The sequence below is a fragment of the Thermomonas fusca genome (assembly GCF_005862345.1).
GTDB lineage: Bacteria > Pseudomonadota > Gammaproteobacteria > Xanthomonadales > Xanthomonadaceae > Thermomonas > Thermomonas fusca.
This window is the reverse complement of the sequence record NZ_SROY01000007.1, coordinates 1-24,230: the sequence shown is the minus strand read 5'-3', so window position 1 is coordinate 24,230 and position 24,230 is coordinate 1. Positions and strand designations below refer to the sequence as shown.

General features: G+C 68.7%; 16 protein-coding genes. 9 read left to right on the top strand and 7 right to left on the bottom strand.

Annotation, left to right across the window (positions count from 1 at the left end; all coding sequences use genetic code 11):
* Nucleotides 1-113: 113 nt before the first annotated feature.
* From tssH to E5S66_RS12485, 5 genes are all read right to left on the bottom strand, one after another.
* A complete protein-coding gene (gene tssH / locus E5S66_RS12505; protein ID WP_138349752.1) occupies nucleotides 114-2,777 on the bottom strand; it encodes a type VI secretion system ATPase TssH in 2,664 nt (887 codons plus the stop codon).
* Nucleotides 2,768-3,862, bottom strand: a complete 1,095-nt coding sequence (gene tssG / locus E5S66_RS12500; RefSeq protein ID WP_138349750.1) for a type VI secretion system baseplate subunit TssG — start codon at nucleotides 3,860-3,862, stop codon at nucleotides 2,768-2,770. Before tssG ends, tssH begins: the two co-directional genes overlap by 10 nt.
* Nucleotides 3,859-5,694, bottom strand: coding sequence for a type VI secretion system baseplate subunit TssF (gene tssF / locus E5S66_RS12495; protein ID WP_138349748.1), 1,836 nt, complete (start codon nucleotides 5,692-5,694; stop codon nucleotides 3,859-3,861). The genes tssG and tssF overlap by 4 nt, the downstream gene beginning before the upstream one ends.
* Nucleotides 5,695-5,824: 130 nt before the next feature.
* Nucleotides 5,825-7,549: an MltA domain-containing protein gene (locus tag E5S66_RS13670; protein WP_212745360.1), complete on the bottom strand. Its 1,725-nt coding sequence runs from the start codon at nucleotides 7,547-7,549 to the stop codon at nucleotides 5,825-5,827.
* Between the two features lie 212 nt (nucleotides 7,550-7,761).
* A complete protein-coding gene (locus tag E5S66_RS12485) occupies nucleotides 7,762-8,451 on the bottom strand; it encodes a response regulator (protein ID WP_028838757.1) in 690 nt (229 codons plus the stop codon).
* A gap of 280 nt (nucleotides 8,452-8,731) precedes the next feature.
* Here E5S66_RS12485 and E5S66_RS12480 point away from each other — a divergent pair, with 280 nt between their 5' ends.
* The 9 genes from E5S66_RS12480 to tssE all read left to right on the top strand — a co-directional run bounded on the left by E5S66_RS12480 (nucleotide 8,732) and on the right by tssE (nucleotide 20,749).
* Nucleotides 8,732-9,871 (top strand): TraB/GumN family protein, encoded by a 1,140-nt coding sequence (locus E5S66_RS12480; RefSeq protein ID WP_171033556.1) that lies wholly within the window; start codon nucleotides 8,732-8,734, stop codon nucleotides 9,869-9,871.
* Between the two features lie 58 nt (nucleotides 9,872-9,929).
* Nucleotides 9,930-11,360, top strand: a complete 1,431-nt coding sequence (gene tssK / locus E5S66_RS12475; RefSeq protein ID WP_138349743.1) for a type VI secretion system baseplate subunit TssK — start codon at nucleotides 9,930-9,932, stop codon at nucleotides 11,358-11,360.
* Nucleotides 11,361-11,363: 3 nt separating this feature from the next.
* The gene (locus tag E5S66_RS12470; protein ID WP_138349742.1) at nucleotides 11,364-12,776 is read left to right on the top strand and encodes a DotU family type IV/VI secretion system protein; all 1,413 of its coding nucleotides are present in this window, start codon (nucleotides 11,364-11,366) and stop codon (nucleotides 12,774-12,776) included.
* Nucleotides 12,773-16,363 (top strand): type VI secretion protein IcmF/TssM N-terminal domain-containing protein, encoded by a 3,591-nt coding sequence (locus E5S66_RS12465; protein ID WP_138349741.1) that lies wholly within the window; start codon nucleotides 12,773-12,775, stop codon nucleotides 16,361-16,363. Before E5S66_RS12470 ends, E5S66_RS12465 begins: the two co-directional genes overlap by 4 nt.
* Before the next feature lie 17 nt (nucleotides 16,364-16,380).
* Entirely contained in the window at nucleotides 16,381-17,460 is a 1,080-nt protein-coding gene (tssA, locus tag E5S66_RS12460; RefSeq protein ID WP_138349739.1) for a type VI secretion system protein TssA, read from the top strand.
* 190 nt (nucleotides 17,461-17,650) lie between these two features.
* A complete protein-coding gene (gene tssB, locus E5S66_RS12455) occupies nucleotides 17,651-18,163 on the top strand; it encodes a type VI secretion system contractile sheath small subunit (protein ID WP_138349737.1) in 513 nt (170 codons plus the stop codon).
* 49 nt (nucleotides 18,164-18,212) lie between these two features.
* Nucleotides 18,213-19,697 carry a type VI secretion system contractile sheath large subunit gene (tssC, locus tag E5S66_RS12450; protein ID WP_138349735.1) on the top strand — a complete coding sequence of 495 codons (1,485 nt, stop codon included), beginning with the start codon at nucleotides 18,213-18,215 and terminating at the stop codon, nucleotides 19,695-19,697.
* A gap of 40 nt (nucleotides 19,698-19,737) precedes the next feature.
* The gene (locus E5S66_RS12445) at nucleotides 19,738-20,229 is read left to right on the top strand and encodes an Hcp family type VI secretion system effector (RefSeq protein WP_028840199.1); all 492 of its coding nucleotides are present in this window, start codon (nucleotides 19,738-19,740) and stop codon (nucleotides 20,227-20,229) included.
* A 91-nt stretch (nucleotides 20,230-20,320) separates the two neighbouring features.
* Nucleotides 20,321-20,749, top strand: coding sequence for a type VI secretion system baseplate subunit TssE (gene tssE / locus E5S66_RS12440; protein WP_169380646.1), 429 nt, complete (start codon nucleotides 20,321-20,323; stop codon nucleotides 20,747-20,749).
* Here tssE and E5S66_RS12435 read toward each other — a convergent pair.
* Both E5S66_RS12435 and E5S66_RS12430 read right to left on the bottom strand, forming a co-directional pair.
* Nucleotides 20,734-22,347, bottom strand: coding sequence for a class I SAM-dependent methyltransferase (locus E5S66_RS12435; RefSeq protein WP_138349733.1), 1,614 nt, complete (start codon nucleotides 22,345-22,347; stop codon nucleotides 20,734-20,736). The genes tssE and E5S66_RS12435 overlap by 16 nt on opposite strands.
* The gene (locus E5S66_RS12430; RefSeq protein WP_171033555.1) at nucleotides 22,344-23,888 is read right to left on the bottom strand and encodes an ATP-binding response regulator; all 1,545 of its coding nucleotides are present in this window, start codon (nucleotides 23,886-23,888) and stop codon (nucleotides 22,344-22,346) included. The genes E5S66_RS12435 and E5S66_RS12430 overlap by 4 nt, the downstream gene beginning before the upstream one ends.
* Nucleotides 23,889-24,230 lie beyond the last annotated feature (342 nt).

The following is a 24,230-nucleotide window of genomic DNA, read 5'->3' as shown; positions in this document are numbered from 1 at the left end:
GGGGCTGCGGGCGCCTGCGAACATTCACCCGAAGTGCTATGCCCGGGCCGGCCTAATGGCCGGCATAGGGCGGACGGGCTAGGTCGCACGCCGGCGTGCGGCGTGCGCGCGCCTCAGGTCACCGCATAGTCGAAGCGGCCAGCCTCGCCGACACCGATGCGGATGCCGTGGACGCCGCCGCCTTCGGCCATCCGCTCCAGCACGTAGCCGGAAACCTCCGGCAGCACCGTGCCGGTGAGGATGTTGTCGATGTTGCGGGCGCCGGAATCGACCTCGGTGCAGCGATCGGCGATCGCGTCCACCACCGCATCGTCGAATTCGAACACCGCGCCGTGGTTGGCGCGGATCCGCTTGCCGATCTTGTCGAGTTTGAGCCGCACGATCTTGCGCATGTCCGCGTCGCGCAGCGGGTAGTAGGGCACCACCGCGGTGCGGCCGAGGAAGGCCGGCTTGAACACCCGGTTGAGTTCGGGCTTGAGCAGTTCGTTGAGGGACTCGACGGTTGGCAGCTCCTCGGACTCGCTGCAGGCCTGCATCACCAGGTCGGTGCCGGCGTTGGAGGTGAGGATGATGAGGGTGTTGCGGAAGTCGATCTCGCGGCCTTCGCCATCTTCCATGCGGCCCTTGTCGAAGACTTGGAAGAACAGCTCCAGCACGTCGGGATGGGCCTTCTCGATTTCATCCAGCAGCACCACCGAATACGGCCGGCGCCGCACCGCTTCGGTCAGCACGCCGCCCTCGCCGTAGCCGACGTAGCCGGGCGGGCTGCCCTTGAGGCTGGAGACCGTATGCGCCTCCTGGTATTCGGACATGGCGATCGTGATCATGCTGCGCTCGCCGCCGTACAGGGCATCGGCCAGCGCGATCGCGGTTTCGGTCTTGCCGACGCCGGAGGTGCCGACCAGCAGGAACACGCCCTTGGGCTTGTCCGGGTCCTCCAGATTGGCGCGCGAAGTGCGCACGCGCTGGGCGATGGCGTCCAGCGCATGGCTCTGCCCGATCACCCGCTGCTCCAGCGTCTCCTTGAGCCGGAGCACAGTCTGGATCTCGTCGGCGACCATGCGCCCGACGGGGATGCCGGTCCAACCGGCGATGATCTGCGCCACCGCCGACGAATCCACCACCGGCAGGATCATCGGTTCGAAGCCCTGCAGCGCCTTCAGCTCAGCGCGCGCGGCGTTGAGCGTGGCCAGCGCGTCGGCGCGCGCGGCATCGCCCTCGGGCAGCGCTTCGATGCGGTCAAGCTCGGCGTGGATCTTCGCCACCAGTTCCTTTTCCTGCGCGAAACGGGCCTCGTCGGCGGCCAGCGACTCGCCGAGCTTCGTCGATTCGTCGGCGATCTCGCCCAGCCGCTTGCCGTGATCGGCGCCGCCGGCCTGCTCGTTGTCCAGCTGCGTGCGCTCGGTGGCCAGCACGTCCAGCCGGCGACGCGCGTCCTCGATCCGCGCCGGGGTGGCGTTCTGGCCGATCGCGATCTTGGCGCAGGCGGTGTCGAGCACGCTGACCGCCTTGTCCGGCAGCTGGCGGCCGGGGATGAAGCGCGAGCTCAGCTTCACCGCTTCGGTAATCGCTTCGTCGAGGATGCGCACCTTGTGGTGCGCGGCCATCGCCCGGCCGACCCCGCGCAGCATCGACACGGCTTTTTCGTCGTCGGGCTCGTCCACCTTCACCACCTGGAAGCGGCGGGTCAGGGCGGGGTCCTTTTCGAAATACTTCTTGTATTCGCTCCAGGTGGTGGCGGCGATCGTGCGCATCTCGCCGCGGGCCAGCGCGGGCTTGAGCAGGTTGGCCGCGTCGTTCTGGCCGGCCGCGCCGCCGGCACCGATCAGCGTGTGCGCCTCGTCGATGAACATGATGATCGGCTTCGGGCTGGACTTGACCTCCTCGATCACGCCCTTCAACCGGTTCTCGAACTCTCCCTTCACCGAAGCGCCGGCCTGCAGCAGGCCCAGGTCCAGCGACAGCAGCTCCACGCCCTGCAGCTGCGGCGGCACGTCGTCCTGCGCGATGCGCAGCGCCAGCCCTTCGACCACCGCGGTCTTGCCGACGCCGGCCTCGCCGGTGAGGATGGGATTGTTCTGGCGGCGCCGGGTCAGCACGTCGATCATCAGCCGGATTTCCGAATCACGGCCGAGCACCGGGTCCAGCTGGCCTTCGCGCGCGCGCTGCGTGAGGTTGATGCAGTACTGGTCGAGGTTGGGCGTCCGGCTGGGCTTGCCGCCGCCGGCGGCAGCGCCCGGCGTGGCTGCATCGCCGCCGACGGCCGCACCTCCGGTATCCCCAAGCGCGCGCGCGTCCTTTGCTTCCGAAGATGCCTCGGTCAGGGCGTGGAAGTTCTTGGTCAGGGTTTCGAGGTTGATCTTCTCCAGCGAGCGCGCGCTCACCGACACCAGCCGGCGCAGTTCGGCATCGGCCAGCAGCGCGATCAGCACGTGGCCGCTGCGGATCCTTGCTTCGCCGAATTCGATCGAGGCCCAGCCCCACGCTGCTTCGAACAGCTTGGGCAGCATCGCCGACAGCGCCGGGGTGCGCTGGTTGCCGCTCTTGAAACCGTCCAGCGCCTTGCCCAGCTCGCGCTCCAGCGCCTCCGGGGCGATCTCGAACTGGCGCAGGATGCGGCGGATGTCGCTGTTCTCGACCTCCATCAACTTGGCCAGCACGTGCTCCACTTCCACTTCGTAGTGTCCGCGCGACATGCACAGGCCGGCCGCGCCCTCCATCGCGCTGCGGACGGTGGGGTTGAGGCGTGCGATCAGCGCGCGCAGATTCAGTGCCATGACTGGCCTCCCATTGCGGAAAAGTGGAATTCGGCGTCGGTTGCGGGTTGCTGGCGGGGCGGCCCGCGCAGCCAGGTGTTCCAGCCCAGCTGTGGGCGGTCGGCGCCGCGCGCGCCCAGCCGCAGCGGCGGCATTTCATCGGCACGCAGCGACAGGCGCACGCGCAGGTCGAGCGCCAGCCCGGTGAGGAAACGGGTGAGTTCGATCACGTCGCCCAGGCGTTCGCCGCGCGGAAGCAGGGCGTTGAACTTGTCGCGCCGCAGGGGGCCAACGGTCAGCCGCAGCGTGGTCTGGCGGTCCCAGTAGCGCGCGCCCAGCACGCAACCGGCGCCCAGCTGGTGGCTGTTGCGGCCCAGCCGGGTGCGGGCCTCGTCGGTGATGGTCTGCCAGGTGCCCAGGCAACCACGTGCTTCCACCGGCGCGCCGACCACCGCCGACACCACCTGCGCGATCGCGCGTTCGCCGTGTGGGCGCTGCGCGATCAGGCCGGAGAAATACGCCATCGCTGCGCCGGGCAGCGGCTTGGCCCCGGTGGTGCCGTGCTTGCCTGGGTGCAGCCGCGCCTGCAGCGCCGGCGTGCCCAGTCCGACCAGGTGCTCCAGATAGCGCAGCACCGAGTTCTGGAAGCCGAACTCGCGGCCGATTTCCGGCCGGTGTTTGGCCCAGGCCAGCCAGAACAACGCCACCAGCCGGTGGTTGAAGATGTCGAGGAATTCCTGCGCGCCGCGATCGCGATCCAGCCTGCGCGCGATCAACAGCTCGGTGTAGCTGCGCGGCAGCACCCCCGAGGGGCCGGTGAGGCCCATGAAGTTGACGCAGACGCGGGTGTCGCGGTCGTGGCCGTCGATCGCGGCCAGCTCCGAAACGGGAAACGCCAGCGACGCCGGGGCGGTGAAACGCAGCGGGCCGGGACGCGCGCCGCTGCCGCGGCCGTCGAAACCGTTGGCGCCGTACAGCAATCGCACCGCCTGGAAGAAGCCGAACCGCCCCGGCTGCGCCTGCAGCCGTTCCAGCGCCGGGCGCATCGGGTCGATGTCGCGCGGCTCGGTGGCGGTGGGCGCGGCGGCTGCAATGTCGTCGCTCATACCAGCGGCAGGCTCCCGCTGCGCGGCGCGAAGCGCACCAGCCAGTCCTCGCGCTGCTCGCTGCGCACGCTCAGGCGGGTGTAGGAATTGGCGGTGCAGTAGAGCCCGAAGAAGTGATCCAGCACGCAGGCCATCAGGTAAACGCCGGAGCCCACGTACTGGTTTTCGTCGAAATCCAGCTCGATTTCGGTGCCGCGGACGAAGGCCTGCCGCGGCGCCTGGCCGATGCGGGTCACCGACGGATGCCCGCCGACCCCGGTGATGCCGGCGATCTGTTTGCGCAGGCTGCCGGAGTCGGCGAAGTTGTAGAGGTTGAGGATTTCCAGCAGCGCTTCGCGGCCGCCATCGACGATCGACAGATGGTTCAGCGACAGGTGCGAGATCAGCCGCCACTGGTTGGCCTGCCGCATCGGCGCGCGCCTGGTCGGGCTGGGTTTCTTCAGCAGCCGTGCGGAGGCGATCACGCCGCCCTGTTCGGGCTGCAGCAGGCTGTCGTCGCCGCCGAACGGGAGCTGCGCCGGCAGGTCGCGGTTGGTGCAGGTCAGGCTGACCGACAGCGTGTCCACGCCGGGCGCGCGCGGGTTCATGTCGCGGTCGACCAGGCTCAGCATCACGTCGGCGCCGTCATCCCCCGGCAGCAGCGACGGCCGCCGCTGCAGGTACCAGTAATGGCCGTTGCCGTCGTCGTGCAGGCCGTGCTGCACCGAATAGGCGGGATGGAACTCGACCGAATCGTTGCCGCCGGGGCCGCGGCTGAACTTGCGCACCCAGTCCACCGAATACACCTCCAGCCCCAGCGGCCGGCGCACATCGGGGACGATCTGGTATTCGTGGCGTTCCTGCGACAGCCGGATCGGCTCGCCCTGCTGCTTGAACAGGTTGACCACCGGCGTGCAGAACAGTCGGAAGGTGTCCGCGGACACGGTCTGTTCCAGCCGCGCCAGCCGCTCCGGCCGGCCGAAGGCGTTGAACTCGATGGCGATTTCCAGCGCGCGGTCGAAGCGCGACAGGTCCAGCCCGGCCAGGTCCACGAACAGGAATTTCTCCGGCAGCACGAAGTATTCCTGGATCAGCCGGTAGCCGAGGAACGAACGCGGGTCGTAGTCGAGCAGGGCCTCGTCTTCGGCGAAACCGACCGGGCGCAGGCTGCCCTGCGGCAGCCGCAGCGGCGGCACCTGCGGCGCATCGTCCGGCGCGCGCAGGGTGATGCCGGCAGACGAATTGAGCAGCAGTTCGTGCAGCGCGTGCACCAGCGGGCTTTCACCATCCAGATAGAAGCGCAGCTGGCGGATCGGCAGCTGCGACAGCGGCAGCTGGCCGGTGGCCTCGATGCGCAGACGCAGGGTGGCGACGGTGTCGTTGCGGGTCACCGCGAAGGCCGAGCGTTCGGCTGCTTCCAGCTGCGCCTGCGCCACCCGGATCGGCCACACCTGCACCGGATAGGCGGTGCGATAGCGGATCGGCAGGCCCTGCACCGGCCGCGTCAGCAGTTCGCTGTGGCGCGGCATTTCCTGCATTTCGTTGATGTCGGCGCCAGCCGCCAGCGCCAGCTGCGCCACCGACATCGACGGCACCGGGCGCAGGAAGTGCGGGTACAGCACCGACAGCATCGCCTCGGTGATCTGCGGGAATTCGTCGTCCAGCTTCTTGTGGATGCGCGCGGTCAGGAACGAGAACGACTCGATCATCCGCTCGACGTGGGGGTCCTCGCAGGCCTCGCCTTCCATCTGCAGCCGCGAGGCGATCTTGGGGTAATGCGCTGCGAACTCCTTCGACAGCCGCCGAAGGTAGGTCAGTTCGTTCTCGTAGTAGGGCAGCAGATCGTCGAGCATGGCGGTCCTGCGGCGTTGGCCGGGCCCCGCGCGGCGCGCGGCGGGCGAGCACACAGGCTAGTGAGCGGCGCCCGGCGCGGCCATTCGCCGGATGGTCTATGCCCTCCGGGGCGGCCGCGACGACGCCGGCTCACTCCTCCACGCACAGCTCCTCGTCCGGCACCGCGCAGTCACGCAGGCCGCCGCCTTCGCCGCGGGTCTTGATGCCGCTGGCGGCGGCGCTGCCGGCCACCGCCTTGGGCAGCAGCAGCCACATCCGCACCGGCTGGTTGGTGGCCAGCGCCATCTTGCCGGCCTTGTCGCCGAAGCCCCAGAAGAAGTCGCCGCGCACGCTGCCGCGGATGGCGCCACCGGTGTCCTGGGCGAACACCAGCCGGCGCATCGGCGTGCTGCTGCCGGGGCGGGTGCCCTCGATGAACACCGGTGCGCCCAGCGGGGTGGCGCGCGGGTCCACCGCCATCGAACGGCCGGCGCTGAGCGGCACGCCCAGCGCGCCGATCGGACCTTCCGGGCCGTCGCCGATGCGGCGGAAGAACACGTAGCTGGGATCGAGGATGCCGGTGCTGGGCACCGCCACGCCGCTGCCGCTGGCGTGTCCCGCGGCCTTGCCGCCGCCCTTGCCTTCGAAATCGGACATGTCCATGCGCGCGGCTGGCGCGTCGTCGTTGCGGTCGGGTCTTGCGGTCGCGGCAGGTGTGGTGGCCGCGGCGATCACTTCCTCTTCCGCCGGCGCCACATACGCGGTGTCGGCCACCGGTGCGTTCAGCAGCAGCTGGATCATCGCCTCCACATCGGACGCATCGACCCGGGCCGCGGTGGTGGACGCCTGCGCGGGCGGGCGCTTGCCCTTGGGCTTCGGCTTGATCCGCGCCGATGTCGATGATGCGGAGGGCGACGTCGCGCCGCCACCCTGCAGCGCGGCCACGATCCGGGCCACCTCGGCGTCCACCGCGGCATCGCTGCCGGGGCGTTTCACCCCGCGGGTGGCGCCGGGAATGTCCACCGCCAGCGGCTGATCCAGTCCGCGTGCCTTGATCGCCAGCAGCATCGCGTCGGCATCGCCACGGGTGGCGTTGGGCAGGAACGGCTGCCCGTTCTGCTCGGCATAGGCCAGCCGGATCAGCCCGCCATCCTTGAGCTGGATCTTGCCGGAGCCCTGGATCTGCATCGAATAGAGCTTGTACGGATCGGCCACCCAGGCCAGCACCGGCGCAGCCAGCGCGTTGGCGTCGATCTGCTGGCGGGTGTAATAGGCGCGCACGATGTTGCCGTCGATGCGCACGCGGTAGCGCTTGTCGCGCGGATTGGGCGACGCGCCGCCAAGGTCGATGCGGTATTCGCGGGCGCCGGCGTCGCCGCGCTCGGCGCCGACCAGACGGCCGTCATCGCGCTTCAGCCAGCGCGTGGCCTGTCCGGCGACGGTGCGCGAGTCCACCATCAGCAGATCCGGCGGGGTGGCGTAGATCGGATAGCGGTAGGCACCCTGGCGGGTCAGCGAACCGGAGATCAACGGTTCGAAATAGCCGGTCAGCTTGCCGGTGGCGCTGCGCGTCGGCGTCAGCATCTGGTAGGCGAAGAACTCCTCGTGCAGGAACTGCCGCAGGGTGGCTTCGTTGTGCGGCAGCTTGGCGAGCTTGGCGCAGATCGGCGCCCACGCGCTGCGCCGCTTCATCGCCCGGCAATTGGTGTTGAAGCTGGCGAAGACTTCTTCGAAGTCCTCGTGTTCCCAGCCCGGGATTTCGTCCAGCAGGATCGGCACGTATGCCGCGTTGCGGGTGGCGAACGCGGGGCCCAGGTCGGGATTGGTCGGCGCTTCCGGTGCGCTCTGGGCAGCGCCGATGGTGCTGGTGGCCATGCCCAACGCCAGCAGCAGGGATCGGAGCCGGCCGTGCCGCCGCGGTGCGGCCGGACAGCGAGGGGTGTTGAACAGGATCATGCGCATTCCTCCGCCGCGTCGGCGGGCCGGTGCCTGCGCTCAGGCTGCGCTGCGAGGCCGTACCGGACAATACGGCGGAGGCCATAGGCGAAGCGAGGTGCGGGGCTAGTACACCTTGGGGCTTGCGCGCCTCAGAGCCCCTGCAATTTGCGCGATGCCACCACCGCCTCGACCCGGTTGCGCACGTTCAGCGCGCGGAAGATCGCCGCCAGGTGGATCTTCACCGTGCCTTCGCTGATTCCCAGGTCGCGGGCGATCAGCTTGTTCGGCTTGCCCTGCGAGAGCAGCCGCATCACGTCCACCTGGCGTTCGGTCAGCAGCTGGCGCAGGCCATCCAGCGAATGCGACTCGCCGGCGTGCGCCGCGGCGTCGCGGCCGGAAGCAGGCGAGCCCGCGCCGGGCTGCCAACCCTGCGCCTGCGCGCTGGCCAGCAGCAGCGGCGGGATGTAGAGGCCGCCGGCCAGCACCAGCCGGATCGCCGACAGCATCACGTCCGGCGAATAGGCCTTGGGGATGAAGCCCAGCACGCCCAGGTCCATCAGTGCGCGCATCAGTTCCGCATCCTCCGAGCCGGACAGCACGATCACCGGCAATCCCGGTGCCTCGGCGCGCAGCCGCGCCACGTGCTCGAAGCCCTGGGTGCCGGGCATGGCGATGTCGAGCAGGGCGAGGTCCAGCGAGTCCGCGTGCGCGGCCAGCGCCTGCTCCAGCTCATCCAGATTCATCGCCACCACGGTTTCCACCGCCGGATCCAATTCGGCGAGCTTCAGCTTGACGCCTTCGATGATCAGGCGATGGTCATCGGCCAGCAGTACTTTCACGTGGGTACCTGCATGCGTGCGCCCGGCTTGGGCATTCCTTGGAGCGCGAACGGGACGCGCGCCGGTGATGAGTGGCAGGGCGCTTCCTTCTTTCACGATAGACGGCGCGCAGAGCGGCCAGCAAGGTTTCTTCGCCGTTCCAACGACATACGTCCTACGGCATATGGCTGCGAACAAGCCGCAGGACGAAGAATGCCGACGATGCGCGCCATGACCGGCGTTGCCCCAACTGATCGCCGTCATGCCGCAGCACGCAGCTTCACGCAAGCGCGATGGATCGTTGTCCGCCTCCAGGCCGGGCCGCGGCCGGCTGCTCGCGCTGCTGCTGGGGTTGTCGTTGTCGCTGTCGGCGCCGGCGCAGCAGGATGCGCTGCGCGGCGTGTCCGCGCATGCCGCCAGCGAAGCGGCCGGCGCACAGCTGCGGCCGCCGGCGCAGGACGCCGCGCCGGCGGCGCCAGTCCCGGATGCCGCAGCGGCCACCGCAGCGGCGACCGCGCCATTGCCCGCGGCCGGCGACGCCCAGGCCGCAGCCGCGATGGCCACCGCGTCGCGCGAACGCGGGGTGCTGTTCAAGGTGATCCCGCCGCTGCCCGCGCTGCTGCCGGTGCCGGTGGCGGATGGCGGGCCCGCGCCGGCCACGCCGCCCGCGTTGCCGCCGGCCAGCTATCTGCTGGGCACCATCCATTTCGGCACGCCGGAAGAGCAGGGCATCGACTACGTGCAGCTTGGGCAGCTGATCGAAGGCAGCGCCACCTTCATCAACGAAGTGGACATCGATTCGGCGTGGAAGCCGGAGTACGACGGTTACCGCTGGCTGCCCGAGGACACTCGGCTGGACGCGATGATCGGCGCGGCCGGGATGGCGCAGGCGCAGGCGCTGCTGCCCGGCGTCCATCCGCAGGACCTGCGGCGGATGAAGCCGTGGGCGGTGCTGGCGCTGCTGGAAGCGCGCGGTGAACACGGCGGCGACGCGACCACGGACGCGCGCCTGCAGCGCACTGCGGCCGCGGCCGGCAAGCGGATGTTGCATCTGGAAACGCTGGAGCAGCAGCTGCAGGCGCTGGACTGCGTGCCGGCCAGCGAGCACGCGCAGGTGCTGGACGAGCGCCTGCGCAAGTCATGGGTGCTGCGCATCGAATCGGCGGAAGCGATGGCGTTCTACCGCAACCGCGTGCTGGAAGCCTGGCTGTCCGGCATCGACCGCATGGACGGGCTGGACGATGCCGCGAAGGCGATCGAGCAACGCGCGCGGATCTGCCTGCTGGAGGACCGCAACGCGCGCTGGATCGGCCCGCTGGAGACGGCATTCCAGGACGGCGCGAGTTTCGTCGCGGTCGGTGCGATCCATCTGGTCGGCCCGCAGGGCTTGCTCGCGCGGCTGCGCAGCGACGGCTATCGCATCGAGGCGGTGCCGTTTTGAGCGGCGTCCTGCGTTGTAACGCAGAAGGGGTGTTCGTGGATCTCAGGGAGCAGTTGGCATGGCATTCGGCATGAGCGGTGATCGGCAAGTCCACTGGGGGCAGGGTGCGTTCCTGAGCCCGCAGCATCTGCAGGCGCAGGACGCCTGGACGCAGGCCGCACGCCATGCGCTGCACCTGCGGCTGACGCCGTTCCCGTGGGGCTTCGAAACGCTGCGCCTGCGTGAGGAGGCGCTGGCCAGCGGGGTGGTCGACATCGAGTGGTTCACGCTGGTGACCCGCAACGGCGAGCGGCTGTCCGGCGGCGCGCAGGAAACCGTCGCCGGCAACGCGCGGGTGCCGGAACGCAACATCGGCGAGCTGCGCAGCAACGGCAACGAGCCGGTGCCGCTGTGGCTGGTGCTGAACGCCGAACGCAGCCTGCAGGGACTGACGCAGCGCGATTCCGAACGGCTGCAGGCGCGCCACGCGCTGACCACCGAGAATCTGGCCGATCCGTTCGATCCGCAGGCGCCGGAAGCCGACATCGAGTTCCTGCTGTACCAGGGCAACATCGTCACCGGGCTGGACGAGAACGCCGAGGCGATCGTGCGCGCCTCCGACAGCTACAAGTTCGCCGAGCTGCTGCCGGCGGGGCCGGGCAAGTACAAGCTGTCGCACGACTACATTCCGCCGACCACGGCCATCGGTGCGTCGCACAACCTGGCGCGGTGGACGCGGGCGCTGCGCGACCTGCTGGTGTCGCGCGGCCAGGATTTCGCCGCGATCAAGCGCCAGCGCGGCATCCGCGCCGCCTCGACCAGCGCGCAGGAGGTGATGCGGGTGCTGATGATGCAGACCTTCGCCCGCCACATCCCGCTGTTCCAGGAACATGCGCTGCTGAACACGGTGTCGGCCTATGCGATGTATCAGGATCTGCGCCGGCTGGTGGCGGAATTCTCGGTGTTCTCCGAGGACATCGGCTATTTCGGCGAGCTGGCCGCCAACCCGCGCGAAACCGAACTGCCGGACTACGACCACGAAGACCTGCGGCGCTGCTTCCGGATCGGCTTCGATCGCGCCGAGGCGCTGATCAAGGCGCTGACGGTGGGCGCCGAGGTCGGCATCACCCTCGCATACGATGGCCGCTTCTATCGCGCCGACCTGCCGGCCAACCTGTTCGAAAGCGACAAGACCCGCTTCTACCTCGCCTTCGAGTCAGAGCAGAAGGGCGCGGACCTGTTCGCCCGGCTGTCGCGGACCGGCAAGATCGCCTCGCTGGACGAGATGCCGCGGCTGCTGTCGGCGGCGTTGTTCGGGCTGAAGATCGACCTGCTGCCGGTGCCGCCGGAAGAGCTGCCGCAGAAGAGCCCGAACACCACCTATTTCCTCGTCGATACCACCCATCCGTTCTGGCAGATGATCAAGAACGGCCGCAACATCGCGGTGTTCTCCGACCTGCCGCCGGAGTCCACGGTGATCAAGCTGTTCCCGGTCGCGGGGCAGGAGTAAGCCATGGCCAGGCTCCTGCATCATTTCGCCCCGGTGTTCTCGTTCGGCCTGGCGATGGACGAAAGCGTCGCCGCCAGCCAGGCCAACGACGCCGCAGCGGTAGTGGCCGCGCGCGCGCGCGAACTCATCGAACGCGCCAAGGCCGCCGCGCTGGCCGATGGCAAGCGTCCGGAACAGGTCGACGATGCCGCCTTCGCGGTGGTGGCCTGGATCGACGAGATCATGGCGCGCAACCCGGTGTGGCTGACCAGCGGCGCGGCGCCGCTGCAGGTGTCGATGTTCACCACCAACAATGCCGGCAACGAGTTCTTCAGCCACCTGTCCGCGCTCAAGCAGGACCAGGACGAGGTGCGCGAGGTCTATTACCACGCCCTGCTGGTGGGCTTCGTCGGCCAGTACTACTACGAGACCGGCGATACCGGCGAGCTGGGCAAGCTCAAGGAGCTGCACGGCCGCCAGCTGCCGGTGGCGCCCGCGCCCACGCATACCCTGCGCGAGGAGAAGATCACCCCGCAGCCCTATGGCGTGGCGGATCCGGCCGGTCCGCGGCTGCCGAGGCAGTGGGATCGCACCCTGCTGCGGATCGGCGCGCTCATCGCGCTGCTGATCCCGGTGGCGTACCTGGTCTGGATCCTGCTGGCCTCGCCCAAACCTTCGATCACGGTGCCGGTGCAGCAGGTGCTGGCGAAGTTCGAATGTTCCGACCTCAGCGCGACGACGGACGAGGACAAGGGCACGGTCAAGGTGGCCGGCTACGTGTCCCGCCCCGATGACATGGCCGCGGTGAAGCAGCAGGTGGCGGCCATCGAAGGAGTGAAGTCGGTCGATGCCCAGCTGCAGCTGCGGATCTGGCCGCACTGCGAAGTGGTCAAGGTCCTGGCGCCTTACAAGGCGCGCAACGACGACAGCGGCCACGACCTCACCATCACCCCCAGCACCGGCCATTCCGACCGTTTCATCGAGGGCGAGAACGTGATCGTGAAGCTGCAGCAGGCCAACTACGAAGGCTATCTCTACGTGGACTACTACTCCGTCAACGGCGGCGTGGCGCACATCTACCCGAATGCCGGCGAACCCGACAGCGGGCGCGTGATCCGTGCGCTGGAGCAGTTCGAAGTCGGCGCGACCACCAGCAAGACCTGGACCGTCTGCCCGCCGTTCGGGCAGGAGCTGATCACGGTGATCGCCTCGCCCACGCCGCTGTATCGCGACGCCCTGCCGGAGATCCAGGCCGCCCAGGAATACCTGCCGATGCTGCGCCGGATGCTGGAGGACAACCACGGCAACGCCAGGCTGGTGGCCTCGCATCTGTTCATGCAGACCGAGCCGGAAACCGATCCCTCCCGCAAGCAGGCCGCGCTGGCCGCGTGCGCCGCGCCGGTGCCGGAAGCGGCGACCGAGGAGGTTGCGCCATGAATCCGCTCACCAGCGTGGAAAACCTGTTCTCCACCGTCGGCAACGTGTTCGCGCGGATCGGCTCGCTGTATTCGAAGGGCGCGGAGGGCGCCAAGTCGCCGTGGCTGCGACGCATCGTGGTGACCTTGTTGCTGCTGGTGGTGCTGGCCGGGCTGGTGTTCCTGGCGCTGGCCATCCTGCCGCAGCTGCCGATGCGCTTCTGGCAGGTGCTGGGCCTGTGCGTGGTGGTGGTGGTGGTGCTGTGGTGGTTCATGGCCGGCCAGCGCAAGGCGTCGCTGAAGGGTCGCACCCGCAAGCGCATCGGTGATCTAGGCCCCGGCAGTGCCGAGGACGAGCGCGAGCCGGTGGCGAAGATGGCTGCCGCGATCAGTGAAGCCAAGCGCACCATCGCGCGGGCACCGGAGATCGCGCAGGGCCGCACCCCGCTGTACCGCATCCCGTGGCTGATGTTCATCGGCGATGCCGATGCCAACGTCGATGGCCTGCTGCGCGCCGGCAGCGAGGTATCGCCGTTCCCTGCGTCCGAACAGGCGGCGATGGCGGCGGACGATGTCTGGCGCTGGTGGTTCCACAAATCGATGATCGCCATCGAGATGCACCCGCGGGTGGTCTGCGATACCGGCGCGCGGCTGGATCGCGGGCTGTGGTACCAGGCGCTGATGAAGCTGGCCGACGAGCGCGAGAAGCTGCCGCTCAACGGCATCGTTGTGGCGGTGGCGGTGCAGACGCTGCTGGGCCCGGCGGAGGCGCTGAAGGACACCGCCACCCGCCTGCGCCGGCTGGTGGACGAGGCGATGGAGCACCTGCAGGTACAGATGCCGGTGTATTTCGTGGTCACCGGGCTGGAGCGCCTGGCCGGGTACGAACAGCTGCGCGCCAGCCTGCCGGCGGAAGCGTTCGCACAGGCGCTGGGGCATCGTTTCGCCGAGAACGAAGTGGTCAGCGCGGCCGCCAGTGGCCGGATGGCCGAGGTGCTGCGTCCGATCGAGGATCGCCTGCACGCGCTGCGGATGACCGCGCTGCGCGCCCAGCACACCCCGCAGCAGCGGCGCGCGCTGTTCGAGTTCGTCGAGTCGCTGCGGCTGGCCCATGAAGGCCTGGCGCGGTTCATCGGGCTGATGCTGGAGGACAACCCGTTCCAGCGCACCCCGCGCTGGCGCGGCCTGTACTTCGCCGCGGCGGCCAACGCGGCGCATCGCGGGGGCGGCTTCGTGGCCGATCTGTTCACCCGCTTCCTGCCCAGCGACCAGCCGTTGGCCGGCACCAGCTTCCGCGGCAGCGCCGGCCGGATCGCGATTGCCGGTGCCGGCGTGCTGGCGATGCTGGGGCTGTCGGCCTCGTTCGCCTACGGGCTGAAGGCCGCGCATCGCGACGACGCCGCGCTGCTGGCGCAGACCCACAGCGCCTGCGCCGAGGTGGCCAACCGCACCTCCACCGGCCGCATCGAATGGGTGGCCAGCTGCGGGCGCACCATCGAAGCGCTGGAGGCGGCGCAGGGCGAGACGCTGCTGAGCTTCGGCATCCGCCGCGCCGACAGCGACATCGCCCGCCTCAAGCAGCGGGTGGTGGACGACTTCGCCAACCTGATCCTGGCGCCCGAGGACCAGATGCTGGCCACCGACATCGACCAGCGCCGCGCCGGCATCGAGCACGTGCTGGCAATCACCCAGCGCCTGCGCCTGCTGGAGGAGTGCACCTCCGCCAACGAGGCCTGCCGCGAGCGGGAACTGCCGAACAACGTCAGCTTCGATGCGCGTTCGCGGCTGTTTGCGCCCTTCGTCAGCGCCGACAACGACACCCGTCGCGACCGCCAGAACGCCGACGCGCTGTTCGCCACCTACCTCGGCTACCTGCGGTGGCAAAAAAAAAACCTTCGTGATGCCGAGCAGGCGCGTCTTCAGGGCCTGCTGACCCGGCTGCTGGCGAACTACACGCCGCGCGCGCCGGATCTGCGCAAATGGGCGGACGCCCGCGGCAGCGCCATCGATCTTGGCAGCCACTGGCTGCCGCAGGGCGCGGTGGTCGGCATCGACGGGGGCCAGATGGCCGGCATTTCCCGCGCCTATACCGCCGACGCCTGGGAAGGCGTGGTGCAGCCGATGCTGGCGACCCTGCGCGCGCAGGCGCCGGAACGGGCGAGCCGCATCGATGACCTGCGCGATGCTTACTTCCGCGATTATTTCCTCCAGTGGGCGAAGTACCAGTCGCGCTTTCAGGAAGGCATCGGCCTGTGGCGCGGGCGCTACGGCGAACTGCTGGCGCGCGCTGGCGGCAAGCAGAACCCCTACGCGCTTTTTTTCGAATCCGCCCAGCGCAACCTGTATGAGCTGCCGTTCGACTGGCCGCTCTCGTCGCGCTGGGCGCTGACCTGGGCCCAGATGAAGGCGAAGTGGCTGTCGTCGTGGCGGCCGTTCGGCCGCTTCGTCACCGGCTCGTTCCGCTTCGGCGGCGAGAAGATCCAGCCGCCGGTCTGGCTGCTGGCGATGCGCGATACGCAGGCAACCGTGCTGGCCAACCAGGACGCGGACTACGCGCGTGCCTATCTGCGGCTGCAGGCCGACGGGTCCGGCGAAGACGTCTACCAGCTCGCCTCCGACCTGTTCGCCAGCAAGGGCAAGGCCGAGAAGCCGCCCGCCAGCGAATACGGCGCACTGATCGAGGCGGTGGACAAGCCCGCCGAGAAATACGCCACCGCGTTCAAGGGCGATGACCTGGCCGCGTGGTCGGTGGTGCAGGGGCCGGCCCGGCTGCTGCTGTTCCTCACCGTCCATCGCGCCGGCGAATTCGTGCAGGAGCGCTGGCGCGAAAGCGTGGTCAAGCCGCTGGCGGCATTGCCGCCGGCCCAGCAGGTCGAGGCGCTGTACGGGCCGCAGGGCAAGCTGGGTGCGTTCGTCAACGACTGGCTCAAGCCCTTCATCAGCGAGAAGGAGCGCCTGCCGGTCAAGGTGGACGGCGTTGCGATGCCGCTGACCGCCGCCTACCAGGGCATGGTGGCGGCCGAGCGCAAGTTCCTGCCGGTGCTGGGCGACGTCGCCCCGTTCCTGGCCGGCAGCTTCACCCTGGTCCAGCCCAGCCAGCTGGGCGCGCTGGACGAAGGTCCGTCCGGCACGGTGTTCGAGGTCGAGTGCCGCGAGCGCGTCTACCGCGCCAGTTCGGCCGGCGCGTCGCTGGCGGAAGCCACCGCGCAGGTGTTCTGGTCGCCCTCCAACTGCCTGTCGGCGCGGCTGCGCATCGCCATCGCGCTGCCGGCGGCGGAAGCTGGCGAGGTCGTGCAGGAATTCGATCCGGAAACCAGCGCGATGCAGGCCGCGCCGCCGGAAGAGCTCGAACTGGTGCGCACCTATGCCGGCGCCGACGGCTTCGCCGAATTGATCCGCGACTTCGCCGCCGGTTCGCATGCTTACGGCCTTGAGGACTTCCGCGCCAGCTACAGCCCCGCGCAGTGGAGCCAACTGCGGCAGAAGCTGGCGACGGCCGGCTTCCGCGGCGCGCGGGTGTTCCTGAAGCCGGACCTGTCCGACGAAATGCAGCGTTACCTCGGCGCCAGCACCGCGCGCGCCGAAGTGCCCAACGAGATCCTCGAATAACCGCAACCGGAGGGCCCATGGCCATCGACGTCACCGAACTCCTCGCGCCGATTCCCGGCAGCGACCCCGCCGGCAGCGATGCCAGCTTTTCCGACCAGTTCGACCGCATCCGCGAAGCGCGTCGCGCCGATGACCCAAACCTTGCCCAGGGCGATTGGCAGACCGAACTGAAGGTCGCCGACTGGCGCGAAGCGCAAAGCCTGTCCGAAGACGTGCTGCTGCGCACCAGCAAGGACCTGCAGGCAGCGGTGTGGCTGGCCGAGGCGGCCATTGCCAGGCATGGCTTGGAAGGCGCGCGTGACGCCTTCGACCTGCTGACCGGGCTGCTGGACACCTATTGGGACGGCCTGTATCCGCGCGCCGAGGACGGCGATCTGGAAGAGCGCGCCGGCAAGCTGGCCTGGTTCGCCAACTACGGCAGCCGCGTGCTGCAGACCATGCTGCTCAACGACGACCCGCAGGCGGCGCTGACCCTGGCCAGCTGGGTCGACTCGCGCGAGGTCGACAACCTCGGCCGCCAGAACGCCGAGGCCTACCAGGCCGCGCTGGACGAAGGTCGGGTCAACGGCGAAACCTACGACAGCCGCATGCAGGCGATTCCGGATGCGCTGGTGCGCGAGCGCAGCGACCAGGTTCAGGCGGCGCGCGAAGCTTTCGCCCGCTTCAGCGCGATGGCCGACGGCCGGCTTGGCCGCGAAGCGCCCAGCCTCGGCGCCCTTGATGACGCGCTGAAGAAGATCCAGACCATCTATTCACGGGTGGCAGCAGCCAAGGGCATCGGCGGGGCCGTGGCGGCCGAAGGCGAGGTCGCGGCCGACGGCGTTGCCGGTGAAGGCGGCGGCAATGGCGCGGCCGCGGCGGGCGCGCTCAACCTGGGCGGCGGCAGCCTGGCCTCGAAGGAGGCGGCGTTGCGCGCACTCAACGACATCGCTGGTTTCTTCCGCCGCACCGAGCCGCACAGCCCGGTGGCCTACCTGCTGGACCGCGCGGTGGCATGGGCCGACATGCCGCTGGAACAGTGGCTGGCCGAAGTGATCCGCGACGAAAGCACGCTGGCGTCGATCCGCGAGCGGGTTGGCCTGTCGTCCGGCAATTGACGCGACGGGGGCACGCAAACCCCGCCGCGTCGCGGCCACGTCGAACGGCATATGTCCAAGTCTGGCCGTCCGACGGATGTTGCGCCCGCGGCGCGCTTCCTAGACTCGATTGCATGTCCCGGGACACGCCGCCAATGCGCCGCGTTCCCGGCCCAGACACCCGCAGTACAAAACACGCCCGGGGAATCTCATGGCCAAGAAGGAAAGCACCCAGCACAAGCTCGACCGCGTGCGCGCACCGCGCGTGCAGCTCACCTACGACGTGGAAGTGGGCGATGCGATCGAGAAGAAGGAACTGCCGTTCGTCGCCGGCGTGATCGGCAACTTCAGCGGCCAGCCAGCGGAGCCGCTGGCGAAGATGAAGGACCGCAAGTTCGTCAACGTCGACAAGGACAACTATGACGACGTGCTCAAGGGCATGAAGCCGCGGGTGCAGGTGCAGGTGGACAACAAGCTTGCCGACGACGGCTCCAAGCTCGGCGTGGAGCTGACGTTCCGCAGCCTGGAGGACTTTTCGCCCGAGCGCGTGACCAACCAGATCGAGCCGCTGCGCAAGCTGCTGGAAGCGCGCCAGAAGCTGGCCGACCTGCGCAACAAGGCGGCAGGCAACGACAAGTTCGAGGATCTGCTCAACGAGGTTCTGCAGAACACCGACAAGATCGCCCAGCTGAGCAAGGAAGTCGGCCCCCCGTCCGACGACTGAGCTGCCACCCGCAATCGACGATCACGACCCGCAGCGAGCACACGACATCATGGCCAATACCGAAACTCTCGCGGCTCCCGCCGCCGCCGCCGAAGCCGCCGAGGGCGGCCTCCTCGACCAGATCCTGACCCAGAGCAAGATCGCCCGTTCCGACAGCGAGCGCAGCCGCGCCCGCGACCTGATCGCCGAGCTGGTCGCGCAGGTCAGCGATGGCGCGATGACCGTGTCGCGGGACGCCATCGGCGCGCTGGATGCACGCATCGCCGAAATCGACCGGGTGCTGTCGGAACAGCTCTCGGCAGTGATGCACGCGCCGGAGTTCCAGCAGCTGGAAGGCAGCTGGCGCGGCCTGAAGTACCTGGTCGACAACTCCGAAACCAGCACCACCCTGAAGATCAAGGTATTCAACACCACCAAGAAGGAACTGGTCAAGGACTTCAAGAACGCCTCCGACTTCGACCAGAGCAACCTGTTCAAGAAGCTCTACGAAGAGGAATACGGCACCTTCGGCGGCGCACCCTTCGCGACCCTCATCGGCGACTTCGAGTTCGGCCGCCACCCCGAGGACATGTACCTCATGGAGGAGATCTCGCACGTCTGCGCTGCCGCGCATGCGCCGTTCCTCAGCGCAGCTTCGCCGGAGCTGCTGGGCTTCGACGATTTCACCGAGCTGTCCGGGCCGCGCGACCTGGCCAAGATCTTCGACACCGTCGAATACGCCAAGTGGAAGAGCTTCCGCGCCTCCGAGGATTCCCGCTACGTGGGTCTGGCGATGCCGCACGTGCTCGGCCGCCTGCCGTACGGGCCCGATACCGCGCCGGTGGAGGCGTTCAACTTCGTCGAGCGCACCGACGGTACCGACCACAACAAGTACCTGTGGATGAACGCCGCCTACGCGCTGGGCACCAAGGTGACCGATGCCTTCGCCAAGTACGGCTGGTGCGCGGCGATCCGCGGCGTCGAGGGTGGTGGCCTGGTCGAGGGCCTGCCCACCCATACCTTCGCCACCGACGACGGAGAAGTGGCGCTGAAGTGCCCGACCGAGATCGCGATCACCGACCGCCGCGAGAAGGAACTGGCCGACCTCGGGCTGATCCCGCTGGTGCACTGCAAGGGCACCGACTACGCGGCGTTCTTCTCCACCCAGTCCGCGCAGAAGTCCAAGGAATACAACACCGATGCCGCCAACGCCAATGCGCGCCTGTCCTCGCAGCTGCAGTACATCTTCGCGGTCAGCCGCATCGCCCACTACCTGAAGTCGATGATGCGCGACAAGATCGGCAGCTTTGCCTCCAAGTCCAGCGTCGAGCTGTTCCTCAACAACTGGATCTCGCAGTACGTGTTGCTGGACGACAACGCCTCGCAGGAGGCCAAGGCGCAGTACCCGCTGCGCGAGGCGCGCATCGAAGTGGCGGAGATCCCGGGCAAGCCCGGCGCCTTCAAGTCGGTGGCGTTCCTGCGCCCGCATTACCAGCTGGACGAATTGAGCGTGTCCCTGCGCCTGGTCGCGGAACTGCCCAAGTCGGCCCGCTGACGACTATCCGTTTTCCATTCCAACCTGAGGAGATACCACGATGGCTTCCGATTACCTGCTCGAGCTCGACGGCATCAAGGGCGAGTCGCTGGACGAAAAGCACAAGGACAAGATCGAGATCGACTCGTTCTCCTGGGGCGTCAGCAACGCCGGCAACATGGGGCGTGGCAGCGGCGGCGGCACCGGCAAGGCCGATTTCCAGGATCTGACCTTCACCAAGCAGACCGACAAGGCCAGCCCACTGCTGGTGAAGGCTGCCGCGTCCGGTGAACACATCAAGAAGGCCGTACTGACCGCCCGCAAGGCCGGCGGCAAGGGCGGCCAGGTCGAGTACTTCAAGATCACCCTCGAGGACGTGATGGTGAGTTCGTTCACCACTGGCGGCAACGCGGGTGGCTCGTCGATTCCGGTCGATGCCTTCAGCCTCAACTACACCAAGATGAAGTACGAGTACATGCCGCAGAAGGCGGACGGCAGCCTGGAGGGCGCCATCATCGCCCAGTACGATCGCGCGCTGAACAAGGCGACCTGATCGTGATCCAACCTGACGGCCCGTCGCGCATGCCGCGGCGGGCCGTTGCCATTTTGCGGATGCGCGGCGAGGGCAGGACATGCGCGGATTGATGGATCGGCTGGTTGACGTGGCGTTGCCGGAGGACGCAGGCAGGCGGGTGTCGATTACCGACATCCGCAACAGCATTTCCCGCGATCTGGAGAGCCTGCTCAACACCCGTTCGGAGGCCGCACGGATGATCCCGGAGGCGTTCAAGGAATGCCGCGCCTCATCGCTGACCTACGGCATCCTGGATTTTTCCTCCTACAGCCTGCTCAGCCCGCACGACCGCGACCGCATCCGGCGTTCGCTGGAACAGGCGATCGCCCTGCACGAACGCCGGCTGACCCGGATCCGGGTCACCCTGGAGCCGCAGCGCGAGCTGGATCGGGCCCTGCGCTTCCGGGTCGATGCGTTGATGGAGCTGGGCGAGGACAACGAGAAGGTGCAGTTCGATGCCGTGCTGCAGCTCAATACCCAGACCTACGTGGTGCGCTGAGCCGGCGACGGCGTCACTTCCAGCAAGGCCATTTGCGCGGCTTGCTGCAACCCGTCGATCAATTGCGGCGCCAGGTGCTGTCGCCACCAGGCGGCGGAACGCATGGGTTGTTCGCCGTCGTTGGATTCAGCCGGCAACGATGCCATCCGCAGCGCCAGGTCTTGCAAGAGCGCTTCATGGTTGCGGCTGCCGTCGAGCAGCTGGATGAGTTCGACCGCCAACCGGCTGTCCAGCCGCACCATGGAGGGCCGCAGGCTCGCAACGCAGTCTGCGCCGGCCTCCAGCTGCAGGCGCGCCAGCGCGCTGGCGCGTGGGGTGGCGCCGGGTTCCGAGGCAAACCCCGGGGGCTCGCAGTGCAGCCCCAGCAGTCCATGTTCGAACCCGCGCAGCAGCGCCTTCGCCAGTGCGTCGGCGTCCTCGTCCTCGCTGGCGACACTTCGCGATGTGGCGCGCGCCCGCGTCAGCAGCGCTTCGAATGCCAACGGCATGGGAAAGGCACTGCCAATCACATCCAGTGCGGCCTGGATGACCGGGTGGTCCGTGCTCAATACCGCGTTGCCGGCGCTGCCGCTGCTGCCGCTGCTGCCGCGGAAGACGACCGCGCCATCGCCGCTGCCGGTGCGGGCCTCCTCCCGTTGCAGGTGCCCGGCCGCGTGCAGGCCTCGCGTTGCTGATGCATCGGCCGGTCGCATGACGGCCGCCTCGGCCCGGCATAGCAGGGTTTGCCGGAAGCGGCGCCCCTTGAGGAAGTCCAGGTACTGCTCGCGCTGGAGCAGGTCGCCGTTGGCCAGCGCGGCCAGTCCGGGGCGTGCTTCCGGTGCCAGCGCCGCATCGCTCATCTCGTGGTAGTCGGCCTCGGCGAGGAATTCCAGGCCGTGCGCCTGCGCCTGCGCGGCAAAGGCCGTGATGCTCAATGGCTCATTGATCTGCGCCAGGTCATCGTGGAACAGCACGCTATGGTCAGTGCGGCGCAGCAGCTCGCCGGCTTCATCGCGGATCACCGCCGCATACGGCTTGCCTTCCGGCGTCGCGGCCCCCAGCCAGCGCAGAAATTGCCGGGCATGGGCAATCCGGGCGGCGGGGTCGTCGACGCCTGCGCAGTGATGCCGCAGCATGTCCCACACCAGACGGCGCAGATGGCAGCCGGGCAGGGCGTTGTAGCTGATGTACGCGATGCCGGCGCCGGCCAGCGTCTGCCGACAGAGCGCAAGCAGATGCTCGCGCAGCTGCGCCGGTACCCATGAATAGAATCCGTGGGCGGTGATGTAATCGAACGCCCGCTCGTCCGGCTCCCATTGCGCGAGGTCGGCCTGCACCAGCGCGAGGTTGTCCAGCCCCAGCCGCTGCCGGAATGTTTCGCCGCGTGCAATCGCCTTTTCGGACATGTCGATGCCGACGAACCGCGAGTGCGGATACGCCAGCGCCAGTGCCAGCAGCTGCAGGCCATCGCCACAGCCGACCTCCAGCAGCCGGCAGTGCGATGGCGCGGCGCAGGCCAGCCCGTGCAGGCGGCCGATCGCGGCCAACCGCGACGGGTGCATCTGCGGCAGCACATGGGCCGGGTATTCCAGCGCGTCGTAAGCGAAGGTGGTGCTCATGCGAAGGGTCCCGCTGGCCGCGGGGCGCGCACCGCCAGCACCGCCGCCAGCATGGCTTCGCGCAGCCGATGCGGCGCCACCGGCTTGAACAGCACCGGGATGTGGCTGGCCATGATGGCGTCGACCCGCTCCGGGCGGGTTTCGCCGGTGACCAGCAGGCGGGCGAAGCGCGGTCGCCGCTCGTCTTCTCCGTAGTGGCGGGCGATCGCGCCCAGCACGTCCAGGCCGCTGCGTCCGTCCTGCAGGTGCAGATCACTCAGCACCAGGTCGGGCGGGGTGGTCCAGTCGGACAGCCGGGCGAGCGCGCCGGCTTCGTCCGACGCCGTGCGGATATCGCAACCCCATTCCTGCAGCAGCACGCGCAGGCCTTCCGCAATGCCGGGCTCGTCGTCGATCGCAAGCACGCGCAGGCCGCCGAGGTCGAGCGGGCTATCGATGCCGTCGCTGCTGCCGGGCGCGCGGACGGTGCCCGGCTCCAGCGTGATCGACACCCGCGTGCCGCGGCCCAGCCGCGATGCCAGGGCGATCCGGCAATCGACCAGGCTCGCAAGCCGCTGCACGGTCGCCAGCCCCAGCCCCAGTCCGCGCTTGCGTTCCCCGGTGCGGGTATCGGCCTGTTTGACCTGATAGAACTCCTCGAACACGCGGTGCTGGTGTTCCGGCGCAATGCCGCAACCGGTGTCCCACACCTCCACCCGGATCCTGCCGGAGGCCTGGTGCCGCACGCCGATCAGCACGCCGCCGGCATCGGTGTAGCGCAGCGCGTTGCTGACCAGATTGTTGAGGATGCGTGCCAGCATGGTGCGGTCGCAGTGCACCCACGCATCGGTCTTGCGCACCACCAGCCGCAGGCCGCGTGACTCCGCCAACATGCGGAAATTGCGGCTGACCTCGTCGAAGACGCCGTCGAGGTACACGTCCACCGGTTCCGCGCGCATGCTGCCGGCCTCCAGCCGCGACAGATCCAACAGCTCCGAGAACAGCTGGTCCAGCGAGGCCACGCATTCCTCGATGTGCACCATCCGCGCCAGCTTGTCCGGATCGGTTTCGCCCGCGCGCAGGGTGGAGGAGAACAGTGTCAGCGCGTACAGCGGCTGGCGCAGGTCGTGGCTGGCGGCGGCCAACAGGCGCGAGCGCGCCTGGCTGGCCGCTTCCAGCTTGGCGTTCTTGTCGGCCAGCTCGATGGAAGCACGCCCCAGCTCGCTCTGCATGCGGTTGCGCGCGCTGGCCAGCAGCTTGGAAGCCTGGTTGACGCCCAGCTGCAGCCGGCGGATCGCGCCTTCGCGTTTCATCGGGTGCACGTGCACGGGCTCGCCGCGGCCCAGCTTGTCCATCGCCGCGGCCAATTCGTCCAGCGGACGCAAGACCTGGATCGCGATGTCCCAGCTCAGCGCCACCACCAGCCCCAGTGCACCCACCAGCAACAGCCCGCCGGACCAGAGCGCCGGCGCCAGCCCGCTGAGCAGCGCGCCGCGCGACAGCTGCCAGGCGCCGTAGGCCAGCAGGCAGAAAGCAATGGATACCGCCAGCGTGAGTGGCATCACCACCCGCCAGACCCACTGCCGGAGCATGGAATCCCGCGGTCGATTCGGACTCTGGCCCACCGGGGCCGGGGATGCCTGCACGTGCCTGCCTCGTCGCGATTGCCGGAGATACCGCGGTAAACGGATTGCGGCAGGGGCTGCGGCCATCGTGGGTGGAACAGAAGTCAATGTCGCCGACGGCCATGATCAACTCCGCCAGCACCGGCGGGTGTAGGCTTTCCGCACCTCCTGGCAGGAGCGGGCATGAACGCTTTGACGACTGCGACGTCCCCCCGGATTTGAGTAGCGCTGCGATCTGGAGTCCAATCCCCGGCAGCAAGGAGATTGGACGTGAAGAAG

Bases quoted from the DNA above. Each gene is read 5' to 3' on its own strand.
- tssB (WP_138349737.1), top strand. From the start codon at position 17,651: ATGGCCAAGAAGGAAAGCACCCAGCACAAGCTCGACCGCGTGCGCGCA.
- tssG (WP_138349750.1), bottom strand. From the start codon at position 3,862: ATGAGCGACGACATTGCAGCCGCCGCGCCCACCGCCACCGAGCCGCGC.
- tssF (WP_138349748.1), bottom strand. From the start codon at position 5,694: ATGCTCGACGATCTGCTGCCCTACTACGAGAACGAACTGACCTACCTT.
- E5S66_RS12435 (WP_138349733.1), bottom strand. From the start codon at position 22,347: ATGAGCACCACCTTCGCTTACGACGCGCTGGAATACCCGGCCCATGTG.
- tssH (WP_138349752.1), bottom strand. From the start codon at position 2,777: ATGGCACTGAATCTGCGCGCGCTGATCGCACGCCTCAACCCCACCGTC.
- tssK (WP_138349743.1), top strand. From the start codon at position 9,930: ATGGCATTCGGCATGAGCGGTGATCGGCAAGTCCACTGGGGGCAGGGT.
- E5S66_RS12445 (WP_028840199.1), top strand. From the start codon at position 19,738: ATGGCTTCCGATTACCTGCTCGAGCTCGACGGCATCAAGGGCGAGTCG.
- E5S66_RS12430 (WP_171033555.1), bottom strand. From the start codon at position 23,888: ATGCCACTCACGCTGGCGGTATCCATTGCTTTCTGCCTGCTGGCCTAC.
- tssC (WP_138349735.1), top strand. From the start codon at position 18,213: ATGGCCAATACCGAAACTCTCGCGGCTCCCGCCGCCGCCGCCGAAGCC.
- E5S66_RS12465 (WP_138349741.1), top strand. From the start codon at position 12,773: ATGAATCCGCTCACCAGCGTGGAAAACCTGTTCTCCACCGTCGGCAAC.
- E5S66_RS13670 (WP_212745360.1), bottom strand. From the start codon at position 7,549: ATGGCCACCAGCACCATCGGCGCTGCCCAGAGCGCACCGGAAGCGCCG.
- E5S66_RS12470 (WP_138349742.1), top strand. From the start codon at position 11,364: ATGGCCAGGCTCCTGCATCATTTCGCCCCGGTGTTCTCGTTCGGCCTG.
- tssE (WP_169380646.1), top strand. From the start codon at position 20,321: ATGGATCGGCTGGTTGACGTGGCGTTGCCGGAGGACGCAGGCAGGCGG.
- tssA (WP_138349739.1), top strand. From the start codon at position 16,381: ATGGCCATCGACGTCACCGAACTCCTCGCGCCGATTCCCGGCAGCGAC.